This is a genomic window from Streptomyces sp. SM11, assembly GCF_002910905.1.
In the GTDB taxonomy this organism is placed as follows: domain Bacteria; phylum Actinomycetota; class Actinomycetes; order Streptomycetales; family Streptomycetaceae; genus Streptomyces.
The window spans coordinates 33,870-49,200 of the sequence record NZ_NEUE01000135.1; the positions used below are offsets into that span (position 1 = coordinate 33,870).

The window sequence follows — 15,331 nt, forward strand, 5'->3', positions numbered from 1 at the left end:
GCCCGTGGTCACCAGGTCAGCGCCCAGGGCGTTCCGGTCGAGGCGAAGTGGCCGACGTTGACACACTCGGTGGTCCCGATCCGCATCCGGCGGACCAACGGCTGGTGAACATGGCCGAAAAGCGCGTACCGGGGGCGGGTGGTGCGGATCGCCTCCAGCAGGGCGCGGCTGCCGCGTTCGAAGCGGCGGGCGACGGTGTCGTACGTCAGCTCGGGAACGTCGGGCGGGATGTGCGAGCAGAGGACGTCGACCGGGCCGAGCGCCTCGACCTTGGCGGCGTACTCCTCGTCGCTGATCTCGTACGGGGTGTTCATCGGGGTCCTGAGGCCGCCGCCGACGAAGCCGAAGACCCGGCCGCCGATCTCGACGCGGTCGCCGTCGAGCACGGTGGTGCCGGGGCGGGCGTACTCCGGCCAGAGGCCTGGGACGTCGACGTTGCCATAGGTGGCGTAGGTCGGAGTGGGGAAGGCCGCGAAGAGTTCGGCGTACTGCCTGCGCACCGCGCCGAGGATCTCGGTGTCGCGGTCGCGGCCCGCCCACAGCTCGCGGCCGAAGGCGCGGGCCTCGTCGTAGCGGCGGGCGGTGCGCAGGGCGACGATGCGGTCGGCGTTCTCCTCGCCGAACAGGTCGGGGAAGATGCCGCGCGAGTGGTCGGCGTAGTCGAGGAAGAGCACCAGGTCACCGAGGCAGATCAGGGCGTCGGCGCCGTTCCCGGCGCGGGCCAGGGCCTCGGTGTTGCCGTGCACGTCGCTGACCACGTGAATCCGGGTCGATCCCCCGGCCGGATCCCGGCTGTCCGGTTCGCTGCCTCGCATGGGATCAGCCTAGAGCGCCCGCTCCGTCACGGGTAGACCGGCCGGACCTGCGGTTACTTCCACGCCGTGACGGCAGTGGACTACTGTGCGCGAAAGGGCCATTTATATGTGTGATGCATAAGACATCTGGCCGGAACCCCCTATCCGGAACCGAGTACTGGTGGGTAACGTCCGGGCAGTCCATTCGTGCTCACCCCACTGAGTACCCGCCATTCTTGGACCGCAGCCGGTGCGTCACACAGAGCCGTGGTACCGGAGCCCGATGAGGAGCAGCAGTCTTGCGCGAGTTCAGCCTTCCGGCCCTGTACGAGGTCCCGACGGACGGCAATCTGACGGATCTCATCCGCCGCAATGCCGCTCAGCATCCCGACGTCGCGGTGATGAGCCGCAAGGTGGCCGGCGTCTGGACGGACGTCAGTGCCACGCAGTTCCTGGCCGAGGTGAGAGCCGCCGCCAAAGGGCTGATCGCCTCGGGCGTGCAGCCCGGCGACCGGGTCGCCCTGATGTCGCGCACCCGATTCGAGTGGGTGCTGCTGGACTTCGCGATCTGGAGCGCGGGCGCGGTGACCGTGCCGGTGTACGAGACCAGCTCCGCCGAGCAGGTGCAGTGGATCCTCGGTGACTCCGGGGCGGTGGCGGTGCTCGTGGAGAGCGACGCGCACGCCGCGTCCGTGGCCTCCGTACGGGACGCGCTGCCGGATCTCGCACATGTCTGGCAGATCGACGCGGGCGCCGTGGAGGCGCTGGGCACGGCGGGGGCCGAGGTCTCGGAGGAGACCATGGACCTGCGGACGCGCAGCGCCAAGGCGGACGACCCGGCGACGATCGTCTACACCTCGGGCACCACGGGCCGCCCGAAGGGCTGTGTGCTCACCCACCGCAGCTTCTTCGCGGAGTGCGGCAACGTGGTGGAGCGGCTGAAGCCGCTGTTCCGTACGGGCGAGTGCTCGGTGCTGCTGTTCCTACCCGCCGCGCACGTCTTCGGCCGGCTGGTCGAGGTGGCAGCGGTGATGGCCCCGATCAGGCTCGGCTGCGTCCCCGACATCAAGAACCTCACCGACGAGCTGGCCTCGTTCCGGCCGACGCTGATCCTGGGCGTGCCCCGGGTCTTCGAGAAGGTCTACAACGCGGCCCGAGCGAAGGCGCAGGCGGACGGCAAGGGCAAGATCTTCGACCGGGCCGCCGACACGGCGATCGCCTACAGCCGGGCGCTGAGCACCCCGGGAGGCCCCTCGCTGGGGCTGAAGCTCAAGCACAGGCTCTTCGACAAGCTGGTCTTCGGGAAGCTGCGCGCGGTGCTCGGCGGCCGGGGCGAGCACGCGATCTCCGGCGGCGCCCCGCTGGGCGAACGGCTCGGGCACTTCTACCGGGGCATCGGCTTCACGGTCCTGGAGGGCTACGGCCTGACCGAGTCCTGCGCGGCGACCGCGTTCAACCCGTGGGACCGGCAGAAGATCGGCACGGTCGGCCAGCCGCTGCCCGGGTCCGTGGTGCGGATCGCGGACGACGGCGAGGTGCTGCTGCACGGCGAGCACCTGTTCACCGGGTACTGGAAGAACGAGGCCGCCTCGGCCGAGGCACTGGCCGACGGCTGGTTCCACACCGGGGACATCGGCACGCTCGACGAGGACGGCTACCTCGCGATCACCGGCCGCAAGAAGGAGATCATCGTGACGGCGGGCGGCAAGAACGTCGCCCCGGCGGTGATCGAGGACCGCATCCGCGCGCACGCCCTGGTCGCCGAGTGCATGGTGGTCGGCGACGGCCGCCCGTTCGTCGGCGCGCTGGTCACCCTGGACGAGGAGTTCCTGGGCCGCTGGGCCGAGGAGCACGGCAGGCCGGCCGGCTCGACGGCCCTGTCGCTGCGCGAGGACGCGGAGCTGCTCGCCGAGGTGCAGCGGGCGGTGGACGACGGCAACGCGGCGGTCTCCAAGGCCGAGTCGGTGCGCAAGTTCCGCATCCTGCCCGCCCAGTTCACCGAGGAGGCGGGCCACATCACGCCGTCGCTGAAGCTGAAGCGGAACGTGGTGGCGAAGGACTTCGCGGACGAGGTGGAGTCGATCTACCGCACCTGAGCGGTGTTACGCGCAAGGAGGGGCCCGCGCCTGGTCATCAGGCGCGGGCCCTCCGTCGTACGGCCGTCTCACAGCAAGGTCTTGAGCTTCTCCGCCAGCAGGTCCCAGCGCCACTTCTCCTCGACCCAGGCCCGGCCCCGCTCCCCCATCCGCTGCCGCAGCTCCGGGTCGCCGAGCAGCGTCACGATCCGGTCCGCCGACTCCTCGGCGCTGCCGCCGCGCACCACCCACCCGGTCTCGCCGTCGAGCACCGCGTCCGGGGCGCCGCCCGAGTCACCGGCCACCACGGGCAGTCCGGTCGCCGACGCCTCCAGGTAGACGATCCCGAGGCCCTCCACGTCGAGCCCCCCGCGCCGGGTGCGGCACGGCATGGCGAAGACGTCCCCGGCCCCGTAGTGCGCGGGCAGCTCGGCCCAGGGCACCGGCCCGGTGAAGCGCACCGAGTCCTGCACCCCGGTCTCCGCCGCGAGCCGCTTCAGGTCCCTGGCGTACGGTCCGCCGCCGACGATCAGCAGCACCGCGTCCGGGATCTGCGCGAGGATCGCGGGCATGGCCAGGATCAGCGTGTCCTGGCCCTTGCGCGGCACCAGGCGGGATACGCAGACGACCACCGGGCGGTCGGAGAGCCCGAGGCGGGCCCGGACCCGGTCGCCGCCGGACGCCGGGTGGAAGGTCTTCTCGTCGACGCCGGGCGGCAGTTGCACCATGCGGCCGGCCGCGTCCGGGGTGAGGGCCGCGGCGATCCGGGAGCGGGTGTACTCACCGAGATAGGTGATCGTGTCCGTGGCATCGCCGATCCGGCGCAGCAGCTGCCGGGAGGCGGGCAGTTGCGCCCAGCCGGCCTCGTGCCCGTGGGTGGTGGCCACCAGTCGCCGGGCGCCCGCGCGGCGCAGCGCGGGGGCCATCAGGCCGAGCGGGGCGGCCGCGCCGAACCAGACGGAGGTGCAGCCGTGTTCGCGCAGCAGGGCGGTGGCCCGGCGGGTGACGCGCGGGGTCGGCAGCAGCATCGTCGTCCGGTCGCGGACCACGGTGAACGGCTGCTCGGCGTCGAAGGCGGCGGTGGCCGCCGCGCCCTCCTCGCCGCGCTTCCAGGTGGAGGCGTAGACGACGACCCGGTCGGGATCCAGGCGCAGCGCCATGTTGTGCAGGAACGCCTGGATGCCACCGGGGCGGGGCGGGAAGTCGTTGGTCACGATCAGGGTCTTGTCCATCGACGCCGACAGTACCGAACGGCCGCGCTTCACCGCTCCCGCGCACGGCCCCCGGCATCATGGGCCGCCGGGAGACCCGGCGGGGGACGACTGAGACCCACCGGCAATGGGGGGGTGGGAGAAGGAGCGGTGCTGGGTGTGTGCAGCTGCAAGGCGGAGGGCTGAGGCGGATGGGGTCTCCCCTGCTCAAGCGAAGCCGAGCACCCACCGGCGCCGGGCCGTGGCCGTACGCGGTGTGGACGCTGACCCGGGCCTGGCTGCTGGCCTGTGTGTTCAAGGTGGTCACGGTGCCCGGCCCGGACGTCACGGTGGACGTGTCGGTGATCTACCGGAACTGGTACGAGGTCCTGCTCACCGGCACGTATCCGCTGGACGACGTCACCTGGCAGTACCCGCCCGGCGCGGCCCTGGCGGTCCTCTCCCCGGCCCTGCTGCCGTTCCTGGAGTACGCGGCGGCGTTCTTCGTCCTCGTGCTGCTCTGCGACGCGCTGGTGCTGGGGCTGCTGCTGTACGCGGGGCGACGGCCGGGGATGAGGGCGGCGGGTGCGTGGGTGTGGATCGTGGGGGTGCCGCTGCTGGGGCCGACGGTCTACGCCCGCTACGACCTGATGGTGACGGCGGTCGCGGTGGCGGCACTGCTGGCGGGGGTGCGTCACCCGCGTGCGCTGGGAGCGCTGGCCGCGCTCGGGGCCCTGCTGAAGGGGTGGCCGGTGCTGCTGCTGGTGGGGGTGCGGAAGGGGCGTCCGACGCGGGCGGCCTGGGCGGCGGCGGCGCTGACGACGGTGGGGCTCGCGGCGGCGTTCGCCCTGTGGATGCCGGGGGCGTACGCGTTCCTGGCCTTCCAGCGGGACCGGGGCACCGAGGTCGAGTCGCTGGGGGCGCTGGTCTTCCATGTGGCGCGGCAGTTCGGCTGGGAGGGGCGGGTGGAGCTGCGCTACGGCTCGCTGGAGTTCCTCGGCCCGCAGGTGGAGCTGGTGTCGACGCTGGCGCTGGGGCTCGGGGGCCTGGCGCTGGGCTGGCTGGTGCTGTGGCGACTGCGGGCGGGGGCGTTCGCGGCGCACACCCCGGCCGAGGCGGCGTTCACGGCGGTGCTGCTGTTCACGGTCACCAGCCGGGTGATCAGCCCGCAGTACGTGGTGTGGCTGGTCGGGCTCGCGGCGGTGTGTCTGGCGTTCCGGGCGGCCGCGATGACGCTTCCGGCGGTCCTGGTGCTGGTGGCGGCGGGCGTGACGCTGCTGGAGTTCCCGATCGGCTTCGGCCATGTGGTGGCGAGCGACGCGTGGGGCGTGACGCTCCTTCTCGTACGGAACGGGCTGCTGGTGGCGGCCTCGCTGATCGCGGCGCGGCGGCTGTGGCGGTCGACGGTGCCGGGGGCGCGGCGCGGGGTGGCGAAGTCCCTGGTGGCGGGCGGGGGTCAGCCGAGCCGGGTGGCGAGGTAGTCGCGCCAGTCGGCGGTGAACTGCTCGGGTGTGGTGTCGAGCACCGCGTTCAGCGCCTGTTCCACCGCCCCGTCGCGCCCGTCGTGCGCGCCGACGGTCTCGTAGAAGGCGATCAGCTTCTCCTTGCCCCACCGCTCCGCGATCAGCTCACAGGCCAGCCAGCCGCCTTCGTAGGCCCTGGCGAGCTTCGCGGGGTCGCCGTCGAAGCCGAAGTCCGGGTCGGCGGGGAGGTCGGCGGGGGTCTCGCCGCCGCGGACGGCGTCGGCCAGTTCGGGGGCGATCGTGTCGGCGGCGCGGTCCTCGCCCCGGTAGGCGGTCCAGTCGGCGAAGCCCTCGGAGAGCCAGACGGGGGTGGCAGTGGAGGTGCTGGTCCGGGTGGCGACATGGGTCGTCTCGTGGGTCAGGACGATCCGCTGCCCGAAACTGCCCAGAGTGGCGTACGCCTGCGGGTTGACGATCACCCGGTCGGCGAGGGCCGGGCGCTTGCCGGTGCCGCCGACCTCGCCGGTGGTGACGGCGGCGATGCCCCGGTAGTCGGCCTCCTTGGAGCCCAGCAGGCCCGCCATGTCCTCGACGGAGTCCGGGACGAGGACCACCACCCGGCGGGTCCAGGGCCTCGGCCAGGCGTCCGAGACCGCCGGCAGGGCGAGGTCCACGGTGTCGGCGATCTGGCGCAGCTCGCTCTCGGGCCGTCCGACGCCCAGGACGATGCTGTGGGCGCCCTCGACGACCGTCACGTCCCCCTGCTGCCACAGCTGCCCGGAGGCGCCCTTGGCGGGCCGGTCCGCGGTGATGTACCAGCGATCGCCGTCCCGCATCAGCTCCAGGACGCGGCGGGTGGCGACCGGGGCGGTGTCGTACCCGGCGATCCGGTAGCGCAGCTCCACGTCGGCGGTGGCCCACTGCCCGTCCTGCTCGGTGACGCCCTTGACGTCGTAGGTCCAGGACTTCAGCGGCACGTCGGCGAGCCGGTCCAGCTCGGTGCGCTGGGTGGCCCGCAGCTTCGCGGCGTCCGGGGCGAGTGCGTCGAGGTAGCCCGCCGGGTCGCGGGCGAGGACGGCCGCCGCACGGCGCTCCAGGGTGGCGTCGAGGGCGCCGGTGGTGAGGAAGGTGTCCGGGTCGGCGGGGGCCGTGCAGGCGGACGCGGTCAGGAGCGCGGCGAGCAGCGGGCCCGCCGCACGCCGCCGTCCCCGGGTGCCTCCCCCGCGCGCGTCACGTCCTCGTACGGCCACCCTGCCGATCGTACGGTCAGATCCGGGTGACCGAGGAGACCGGCATCATGCCGACCGGATCGTAGCGGACCGGGGCGCCCGGGTAGGGGGCGTGGATGACCTGGCCGTTGCCGACGTACATGCCGATGTGGCTGGCGTCCGCGCGGTAGGCGACCAGGTCTCCGGGGAGCGCCTGGGAGAGCGGCACCATGCGGCCCGCGTGGCGCTGGGCCTGGGAGGTGCGGGGCAGGCTCACCCCGGCCTGGGCGTAGGCCCACTGCATCAGGCCGGAACAGTCGAATCCGGAGGGCCCGTTGGCGCCCCAGACGTAGGGTCTGCCGAGCGCCTGGTGGGCGGCGGCCACGGCGGACATCGCACGGCCGGAGCCGGGGGCGACGCCGGAGAGGTCGGGCAGTCCGTCGCGTCCGGTGCGGGAGGCCCGGTCGAACGAGGCGCGTTCCTCGGACGGCAGTGAGTCGAGCAGCCGGCGGGCCTCGCGGAGTTTGCCCTCGACGGCGCGCTTGTGGCGGGTGACGGCGGCCCGGTTGCGCTCCAGCTCGGTCAGGGCGTGGGTGGCCTCGGCGCGGGTCTGGGCGATCTTGCGCTGGGCGTGCCGCAGTTTGTCCAGGGTCATCGCCTGGTGGGCGCCGGCCCGGTCGAGGGTGGCGGCCCGCTCCAGGTAGGTGTCCGGGTCGGCGGAGAGCAGCAGCGCGAGCGCCGGATCGATCGAGCCGGTGCGGTACTGGGCGCCCGCCATGGCGCCGAGCGCGTCGCGCATCCGGTTGACGCGTTCCTGGCCCCGGGCCGTGGCGTCCAGGGCGCGGTCCGCCTCGCCGCGCAGCCGGTCCACGCGCTCCCCGGCCTCGTTGAACCGCTCGGTGGCCTGCTCGGCCTCCCCGTAGAGGCGGTCGACGGCGGCCTTGGCGGTCTCCCGGGTGTCCTTCGGGTCGGCGCTCGCCGGTGCCCCGGTCAGCGTGGCCGCCGCGGTGGCGGCGGCCGCCGAGATGACCGTGACCCGGACGCCTCTGTTGAAGCCGGACTGTGTGGAACGGCGATGGGACACCACAGGTAGCCGCACTCCCTTCCGCTGACGCGGTAGTGCGCAGCCCCTGCCGCCCGGGGCGGGCGGACGGAGACCGGGAGCTGCACAGCAGCCAGACAGTAATCGGACGACTACGCGCCGGCCAAGGACCGCGCCGGTGGCGAAAGGGGCCCCGACGCCGCCGCCCCGCCGGTGACCTTGGTCTCCGGCGGGGCGGGGCGTCAGCGTGGTGCGCGGCGATTCCCTCGTTCGGGCGTGCCGTGGCGTGCCGTTGGCATGCCGTGGCGTCAGATGCGGACGCCGAACTGGAAGGTGCCCATGTAGTCCATCGACTCGTAGCGGACGACGGTGCCCGGCTTCGGGGCGTGCAGGATCTGGTTGTTGCCGGCGTAGAAGCCGACGTGCGCCAGGTTGTTGAAGAAGACCAGGTCGCCCGGCTTGAGCTGGCTGCGGCCGATCTTCGTGCCGTCGTTGTGCTGGGTGAACGTGGTCCGGGTGATGGAGACGCCGGCCTGGGCGAAGGCCCACTGGGTCAGCCCGGAGCAGTCGTAGGAGTTGGGGCCCGAGCCGCCGGAGACGTACGGCTTGCCGATCTGCGTGGCGGCGGCGGCCAGGGCCGCGGCTCCACGACCGGACGCGGGGGCCTCGTTGCCGAGCTTGACCCGGTCGCCCGCGGCGCGGCTGGCGCGCTGCTCGTCCTTCTGCATCTTGGCGCGCTCGGCCTGGGTCAGCGTGTTGAGCAGCTGCTGGGCATCGGCCAGCTTGCCCTGGTACTTCTTCTTGTTCTCGCCGAGCGCCTTACGGACGTCGGCGAGGTCGCCGAGCTTGTCCTGGGCTTCCTTGCGCTGCTGGGCGAGGGTGCGCTGCTTGGACTGGATCTTCTGCAGCGACTCCGTCTGCTTGACCGTCAGCTGGTCGAGCGCGGAGGCCTGGTCGAGGAAGCTGTCCGGGTCCGAGGCGAGGAACAGGGCCACCGAGGGGTCGATGCCGCCGGAGCGGTACTGCGCGGTGGCGATCGAACCGAGTTCGCCGCGCAGCGTGTTGAGCTCCGCCTGACCGCGCGCGACCTTGTCCTGGAGCGCGTCGACTTCCTTCTTCAGGTTGTCCTGCTGCTCCTTGGCCCCGTTGTACTTCTCCGTGGCCGCCTCGGCCTCGTGGTAGAGCTTGTCGACCTTCGCCTTGACTTCGCTCTTGCTCGGCTTGGGGTCGGCGTGGGCGGCCTGGGAGGTCAGGGCCACGGCCGCAGCGGCGGTCGCGGTGAGCACGGTCACGCGGGTGCGGCTCGGCTGCTTGGGACGACGGTGGGACGCCACGAAGGCGAGCTCCTTCTTCCTCAGAGCCGCCTACCGGGATGTGGGGAAGGATTCCCCGGCTCCGTGCACATGACGGACTCGGCGGTTCCTTCGCCGTCACCCCCAATGGGTGATCAACCGTGCGAAGGTTCGAGGCCTGACCCTAGTGACCATCTTGTGATCAGTTCAAATCCTCACAGGATTTTTCTCGTCACACCAGGCACTTCTTTACTCCCACCCCACCGCGTGTAGCGGTGACTTGACGGTACGTTCCCATAAATCCGGCATGCCACACATGCCGCGCATATCTCTCTAGACGCGTGAAAGGCGCTTGAGGAGCATGACGGACGCGACCGGCCTCGCCCCGGCCTTCGCCACGCCGTCCGCCACCTCACGGTCGGTGGAGACGACCACCACGGGCCGCCCCGGCGGTTCCGCGCGGGCCAGTTGACGGATCAGCTCGTCCGCCGTGACCCCGGCCTTGCTGAACAGCACCCGCACGCCCCGCGGCGGGGCCAGCAGTACCGGGGCGGCCAGTTCGGCCCCGTCGAAGACGCAGGTCATCTCCGCGCCGGTCTGCGCCGCCAGCACCGAGAGGCCGCCCAGCAGCCGCAACCGCTGCTTCTCCAGCGGCATCTGCGGATAGCCGGTCTTGGTGACGTTGTAGCCGTCCACGATGAGGTGGGCCTGCGGCAGCGCCAGCAGCTGGTCGAGCAGCGCCGGGTCGGTCTCCGAAAGGGCCCTGGCGGCAATGTCCTTGGGTGACATCCGGCCCGGCTCCACCGCGTCCACGGTGTCGGCGGGATGCGTCGTCGCCGGGGGGAGCGCCAGCTCCCGCCGCAGCCCCGAGGCCGCGTCCAGCACGGTGTCCAGGAGCAGCCGCAGTCGCATGTCCTCCACGGAGCGGCCTTCCCGGGCGGCCCTGCGGCTCGCCTCCAGGGCCGCCTCGGCCTCCCCCAGGCGCCCCTTGAGCCGGCGCGACTCGCTCTCCACAACGGAGAGCCGGGCGGCCGAATCCGCGCGTGCGGTGTCGGCCTCGGCGGCGCCGCGGCGCAGGGCGGCCTCGCCGCGCTTCACCTCGCTGAGCGCGCTGCGCAGCTTGCGGTGCAGCGACTCGGCCTCCTTGCGTGCCGCCTCCAGCTCGGTACGCAGCCGCTCGGTCTCGGTGCGGGTGTGGGCGCGGGCCCGCGCCAGCTCCTCGCGCAGGTGCTCCAGTTCGCGCCGGGTCTCCTCGTCCGCCCGTTCCGCGTCGGCGCGCTGGACCTCCTCGCCGGCCGACTCCACCAGCTTGACCCAGCCGACCGGACGCAGCACGTAGGCGGCCGCGGCCACATCGAGGGGATCGGCGGCGGCGGGTGGCGAACCCGCCTCCAGGGCACCGGTCAGCTCGGGCTGGGACTGGGCCAGCCGCTCACCGATCCGCTGCCGGAAGAGGGCGTCGCTCTCCAGTGCGGCGGCCATCGCGTTCCCCGCGAACTTGGCCCGCCGGGTCGGGGTGAACCGGGCGTACTGTCGTAGCTGGGCGGGCAGTTCGGCGACGGTCAGCCCGCCGAAGGCGTCCGAGACCAGCGCGATGACCCGCCGTCGCACACCCTCGGGCAGCGGACGGCCGAGCGCCTCTGCACCGCCGTCGGCCGCGTCGGCCGGTCCGGCGCCGCTGGTCGGCTGATCCACCGTCCGTCACCCCATAGATGTGTGATGGGTGCGCCCCCTCAGGAGGCGGCACCCGGCCTGTCCACCAGTTCGATCTGGTCCACCGCATTGCACCAACGACAGCGGACCGACTCGATGGTCTCACTGACGACCTCCCGCTCCTCGACACTCGACTCACCGGCCAGGTCGAGGTGCACGTACTCCACGACCCTGGAGGAGCGGGTCACGTCGAAGCGCGTGAGATTGCCGCACAGCGTGCAGCGCCAGCGGGTCCCGTCGGTCGGCAGGGGAACCGTCGTCATCGTTGCGTCCTCTTTCGTCGTCTCCAGGAGCCCGCGCCGGGCGCGCCGCCGCGACTCCACCTGTCTACGTCAAGGATCTCGCGGTGCGCCGTCGAACTGCGGAAGTCCTGGCGTAACCCTACGGCCTCGCGTATAGGCATCGGCACGGCGAGGCGCTCCATCCCGTTCTCAGCCGGTACGTCATGCTCTGCACATGATCGAGTGGCGGCAGGCCGACTGGCGGACCGCGGCCGGGCGGATCCGGGGCGCGGCGGCGTCGACCGGCGCCCCGGTCACGTACGGACTGATCGGCGCCTGCGGTGTGGTCTTCCTGATCAGTCCGCTCTCCGGGTTCGGTGGCGCCGCCCACCGGAGCGAGGACGCGCTGCTCGCCGCGCAGGCGGGGTACTTCGAGCGGTGGGGGGTGATCCCCGCGGAGCTGTGGGAGGTCTCCGCGCATGCGCTGATCACGCCGTTCACCGCACTGTTCGTGCACGGCAGCTGGCTGCACCTGCTGGGGAACCTGCTGTTCCTGTACGTGTTCGGCGCGATGGCCGAGGAGCGCATGGGCCGGGTGCGGTTCGCGCTGTTCTACGTGGGCTGCGGCTATGTGGCCCTGGTCTGCTACGCGGCGGCGCACGCGGACTCCGCGCAGACGCTGGTAGGGGCGTCGGGGGCGATCTCCGCGGTGCTCGGCGCGTTCCTGTACCTCTTCCCCAAGGCCCGGGTGACCAGTCTGTTCCCGTTTCTCTTCTTCCTGCCGCTGCGCTTCCCCGCCTGGATCGTGCTGGTCTTCTGGTTCGCCCTCCAGTGGGCGGCGGCGCAGGGGGCGGGCAGCGGTCCCGGGGTGGCGTATCTGGCGCATGTGGCCGGGTTCGCCGTCGGATTCCTCTACGCCTGGGGGTGTTATGGGCGGAGGGCTAGAGTAAGGGTTCCAGCCACGGCCACCGAGGGAGACAGCCAGCCGTGATCACCGCGATCGTGCTCATCAAGACCAGCGTGGACCGGATTCCGGAGATCGCCGAGGCCATCGCCGCGCTGGACAGTGTCAGCGAGGTCTTCTCCGTCACCGGCACCTACGACCTGATCGCCATGGTCCGGGTCGCCAGGCACGACGACCTCGCCGATGTCATCCCCGGCCGGATCAGCAAGATCCCGGGCGTCGAGGGCACCGATACCCACGTGGCGTTCCGTACGTACTCCCAGCACGATCTGGAAGCGGCCTTCGCCATCGGCCTCGACGCTTAGACCCACCCCCAATTGCCGGCGGGTCCAAGGCACACCGACGACGCGCCTCGGCCGGGGACAGGCGCGTTGCCTGTCCCCGGCCGAGGTGTTTCGCGGGGCCTATCGGACCTGCGCGGCCTCGCCCCGGTCCGGGACGCAGCGGCCGTCCTCGGTGCGGTAGTTCCACCGGGCGCCCTCGCGGACCAGCTCGGAGACCGCGCCCAGGAACCGGTCGATGTGCTCGTCGGGCGTACCGGCACCGAAACTGACGCGGATCGCGTTCAGCGACCGCTCGCCCGGTCCGCCCTCCGGCGCGCCGCACTCCCCCGGGTCCCGCGGGTCGCTGCCGAGCAGGGTGCGCACCAGCGGGTGGGCGCAGAAGAGGCCGTCGCGCACGCCGATGCCGTACTCGGCGGAGAGGGCTGCGGCGAAGTGCGAGCTGTTCCAGCCGCGCACCACGAAGGAGATGACGCCGACCCGGGGCGCGTCGTCGCCGAACAGCGAGAGCACCTGCACCTCGGGCACCTCGGCGAGGCCTTCCCGGACCCGGGCCACGAGCTCCTGCTCCCGGGCTACCAGGCCCTCGAAGCCCGCCTCGGTCAGGGCCTTGCAGGCGGAGGCGATGGAGTAGACGCCGATGACGTTGGGCGAACCGGCCTCGTGGCGGGCGGCCGTGGTGTGCCAGTCGACGTCCACCCCGCCGTCGGCACGCCGGGCGACCTTGCGGGACGCGCCGCCGCCGGCGAGGTACGGCTCGGCCGCCCGGAGCCAGTCGGCGCGGCCGGCCAGGACCCCGGAGCCGAAGGGCGCGTACAGCTTGTGGCCGGAGAACGCGACCCAGTCGACGTCCAGTTCGGCGATGTCCACCGGGTGGTGCGGGGCGAGCTGGGCGGCGTCCAGGACGATGCGGGCGCCGTGCGCGTGGGCGGCGGCGGCCAGTTCCTTCACCGGCCACAGCTCGCCGGTCACGTTGGAGGCGCCGGTGACGCAGACGAGGGCGGGGCCGTAGGGGTCGCGGCCGGCCAGCGCCCGCTCCAGGGTCTCGACGGCCTGGGCCGGGGTACGGGGCGCGTTGAGGTAGGTGACCTGGGCGTCGCGCCAGGGCAGCAGGGACGCGTGGTGCTCGGTCTCGTACACGAACACCTGGCAGTCGGCGGGGATCGCGGCGGCCAGCAGGTTGAGGGAGTCGGTCGTGGAGCGGGTGAAGACTACCTGGTCCTCCGCGCGGCAGCCGAGGAACTCCGCGACCGTGCGGCGGCTGTTCTCGAAGAGGTCGGTGGAGAGCTGCGAGAGGTAGCCGGCGCCGCGGTGGACGCTGCCGTAGTACGGGGCGTACGCGGCGACGTCGTCCCAGACCCGCTGAAGGGCCGGCGCGCTGGCGGCGTAGTCGAGCGCGGCGTAGGTGACCTCACCGCCGGTGACGAGCGGGACAGTGACGTTCTGCCCCAGAACAGGCAGCGGGGGACAAACCGACGAGTCGAGGGCGGCGGTGGGGACAGGCATGGCGAACTCCCGTAACAGGCAGGCGAAGGGGCCCGGGGGTCACCCCCGGATAAGCACAGTCGGCGCCGGCGGGTACGCGGCAGCGCAGGACAAGGAAGGAAAAGAGTGTGCTGAAGGAGGGCGTTCAGCCCTAACGCATTCGCTTGCTCACAAGAGGCTCCCTAGGGACCAGGACCCCGGGGGCTGGCATCCGCTGGATGCCGAGGGGCCCGCGCTTGCCGCAGACCTCGCTGCCTGCGGCCTGGTCTTCACCCGGGGCACCCCGCCACGGACGGAGGGTTGCCGGACAGCGGGCCGGGGCCGTAGTCGCTGTCACTCATGACCTGCGCAGCATCTTGCCATACGTGTGCACACGCGCAAGGGCGCAGTCCGGTATCCGGACTGCGCCCCGCGCCACACCGTGTGCTCCAGAGGTGCCTCTCCGCCGTGCTCAGGCGTTGCTGGCCGCGATCCAGCGCTCCAGCGCCCGCTTGGCGGCCCCGGAGTCGATGGCCTCGGCCGCCACCGCGATCTTCGCCGCGAGCTGCTCGGTCAGCGTGCCGGGGCCGGGGTCCAGGGCGACCAGGGCCGCCGCCGAGTTGAGCAGCACCGCCTCGCGGACCGCGCCGCCCTCGCCGTCCAGCAGGCGGCGGGCCACATCGGCGTTGTACGAGGCGTCGGCGCCGCGCAGCGCCTCGACGGGGACGACGGTCAGCCCGACGTCGCGCGGGTCGAAGGGCTCCTCGCGGACCTCTCCGTCGCGGACCACCCAGACCCGGGAGGTGGCGGTGGTGGTCAGCTCGTCGAGCCCGTCGTCGCCGCGGAAGACCAGCGCCGAGTTGCCCCGGTCGGCCAGCACGCCCGCGACGATGGGCGCCATCCGGGCGTCGGCGACGCCGACCGCCTGGGCCCGGACCTGGGCCGGGTTGGTGAGGGGGCCCAGGATGTTGAACGTGGTCTGCGCGCCGAGTTCCTTGCGGGCCTTGGCGGCGTACCGCAGGGCGGGGTGGAACTTCACGGCGAAGCAGAAGGTGATGCCCGCCGCTTCGGCGACCTCGACCACCCGCTGCGGGGTCAGCTCCAGGTTGACGCCGAGCTTCTCCAGTACGTCGGAGGAGCCGCTGGCGGAGGAGGACGCCCGGTTGCCGTGCTTGACCACCTTGGCGCCGGTGCCGGCGATGACGATCGCGGACATGGTCGAGATGTTGACCGTCCTGGCGAGGTCGCCGCCGGTGCCGACGATGTCGACGGTGCGGCCCGGCACCTGGATGGTGTTGGCGTGGGCGTACATCGCGCGGACCAGTCCGGTGACCTCGTCGACGGTCTCGCCCTTGGCCCGCAGCGCTACGGCGAACCCGGCGATCTGCGCGTCGGTGGCCTCGCCGCTCATGATGCGGTCCATGGCCCAGGCAGTCTCCTCGGAGCCGAGGTTCTCGCCGCGCAGCAGGGGGTTCAGGATGCCGGGCCAGGAACGGTCCGCCACGCTGTCGCCGCCGTTCGGGGTCACAACGTTCATGGTCCGCTCCAGGGTCCACAGCCGGTCAGGAAAGATGGCTCCACCCTATCCAGCCGGGGGGACCGCGAAGAGCCCCGTCCATCGAAT

13 protein-coding genes and 1 riboswitch are annotated in these 15,331 nt (G+C 72.4%); of the genes, 4 read left to right on the plus strand and 9 right to left on the minus strand.

Annotation, left to right across the window (positions count from 1 at the left end; genetic code table 11):
* Positions 1-8: 8 nt before the first annotated feature.
* Positions 9-815 carry a metallophosphoesterase gene (locus B9S58_RS10500; protein WP_103531843.1) on the minus strand — a complete coding sequence of 269 codons (807 nt, stop codon included), beginning with the start codon at positions 813-815 and terminating at the stop codon, positions 9-11.
* A gap of 278 nt (positions 816-1,093) precedes the next feature.
* Between B9S58_RS10500 and B9S58_RS10505 the strand changes: the two genes are divergently transcribed.
* Positions 1,094-2,890, plus strand: coding sequence for a long-chain fatty acid--CoA ligase (locus B9S58_RS10505; RefSeq protein ID WP_103531844.1), 1,797 nt, complete (start codon positions 1,094-1,096; stop codon positions 2,888-2,890).
* 68 nt (positions 2,891-2,958) lie between these two features.
* On the opposite strand, the gene B9S58_RS10510 is transcribed toward B9S58_RS10505, so the two are convergent.
* Complete coding sequence (locus B9S58_RS10510) at positions 2,959-4,101, minus strand: glycosyltransferase family 4 protein (protein ID WP_103531883.1); 1,143 nt, start codon at positions 4,099-4,101, stop codon at positions 2,959-2,961.
* Between the two features lie 170 nt (positions 4,102-4,271).
* Here B9S58_RS10510 and B9S58_RS10515 point away from each other — a divergent pair, with 170 nt between their 5' ends.
* Positions 4,272-5,540, plus strand: a complete 1,269-nt coding sequence (locus B9S58_RS10515; protein ID WP_103531845.1) for a glycosyltransferase 87 family protein — start codon at positions 4,272-4,274, stop codon at positions 5,538-5,540.
* On the opposite strand, the gene B9S58_RS10520 is transcribed toward B9S58_RS10515, so the two are convergent.
* From B9S58_RS10520 to B9S58_RS10540, 5 genes are all read right to left on the minus strand, one after another.
* Complete coding sequence (locus tag B9S58_RS10520) at positions 5,516-6,772, minus strand: hypothetical protein (RefSeq protein ID WP_103531846.1); 1,257 nt, start codon at positions 6,770-6,772, stop codon at positions 5,516-5,518. The two genes, B9S58_RS10515 and B9S58_RS10520, sit on opposite strands and share 25 nt — an antisense overlap.
* 16 nt (positions 6,773-6,788) lie before the next feature.
* Positions 6,789-7,817, minus strand: a complete 1,029-nt coding sequence (locus tag B9S58_RS10525; RefSeq protein WP_103531847.1) for a C40 family peptidase — start codon at positions 7,815-7,817, stop codon at positions 6,789-6,791.
* Between the two features lie 263 nt (positions 7,818-8,080).
* Positions 8,081-9,106 carry an NlpC/P60 family protein gene (locus tag B9S58_RS10530; RefSeq protein ID WP_103531848.1) on the minus strand — a complete coding sequence of 342 codons (1,026 nt, stop codon included), beginning with the start codon at positions 9,104-9,106 and terminating at the stop codon, positions 8,081-8,083.
* Between the two features lie 291 nt (positions 9,107-9,397).
* A complete protein-coding gene (locus B9S58_RS10535; RefSeq protein ID WP_103531849.1) occupies positions 9,398-10,759 on the minus strand; it encodes an NYN domain-containing protein in 1,362 nt (453 codons plus the stop codon).
* Between the two features lie 38 nt (positions 10,760-10,797).
* Positions 10,798-11,040: a hypothetical protein gene (locus B9S58_RS10540; RefSeq protein WP_103531850.1), complete on the minus strand. Its 243-nt coding sequence runs from the start codon at positions 11,038-11,040 to the stop codon at positions 10,798-10,800.
* A gap of 193 nt (positions 11,041-11,233) precedes the next feature.
* Here B9S58_RS10540 and B9S58_RS10545 point away from each other — a divergent pair, with 193 nt between their 5' ends.
* Both B9S58_RS10545 and B9S58_RS10550 read left to right on the plus strand, forming a co-directional pair.
* Entirely contained in the window at positions 11,234-11,989 is a 756-nt protein-coding gene (locus B9S58_RS10545; RefSeq protein ID WP_103531851.1) for a rhomboid family intramembrane serine protease, read from the plus strand.
* On the plus strand, positions 11,986-12,267 hold the full coding sequence (locus tag B9S58_RS10550; protein WP_003969641.1) for an Lrp/AsnC family transcriptional regulator: 282 nt from the start codon (positions 11,986-11,988) through the stop codon (positions 12,265-12,267). The genes B9S58_RS10545 and B9S58_RS10550 overlap by 4 nt, the downstream gene beginning before the upstream one ends.
* A 99-nt stretch (positions 12,268-12,366) precedes the next feature.
* Here the strand turns inward: B9S58_RS10550 and B9S58_RS10555 are convergent, their stop codons facing one another.
* Positions 12,367-13,749: an aminotransferase class V-fold PLP-dependent enzyme gene (locus B9S58_RS10555; RefSeq protein ID WP_103531852.1), complete on the minus strand. Its 1,383-nt coding sequence runs from the start codon at positions 13,747-13,749 to the stop codon at positions 12,367-12,369.
* 206 nt (positions 13,750-13,955) lie between these two features.
* Positions 13,956-14,073, minus strand: a riboswitch (SAM riboswitch).
* 106 nt (positions 14,074-14,179) lie between these two features.
* Complete coding sequence (trpD, locus tag B9S58_RS10560; protein WP_103531853.1) at positions 14,180-15,244, minus strand: anthranilate phosphoribosyltransferase; 1,065 nt, start codon at positions 15,242-15,244, stop codon at positions 14,180-14,182.
* Positions 15,245-15,331: the final 87 nt, after the last annotated feature.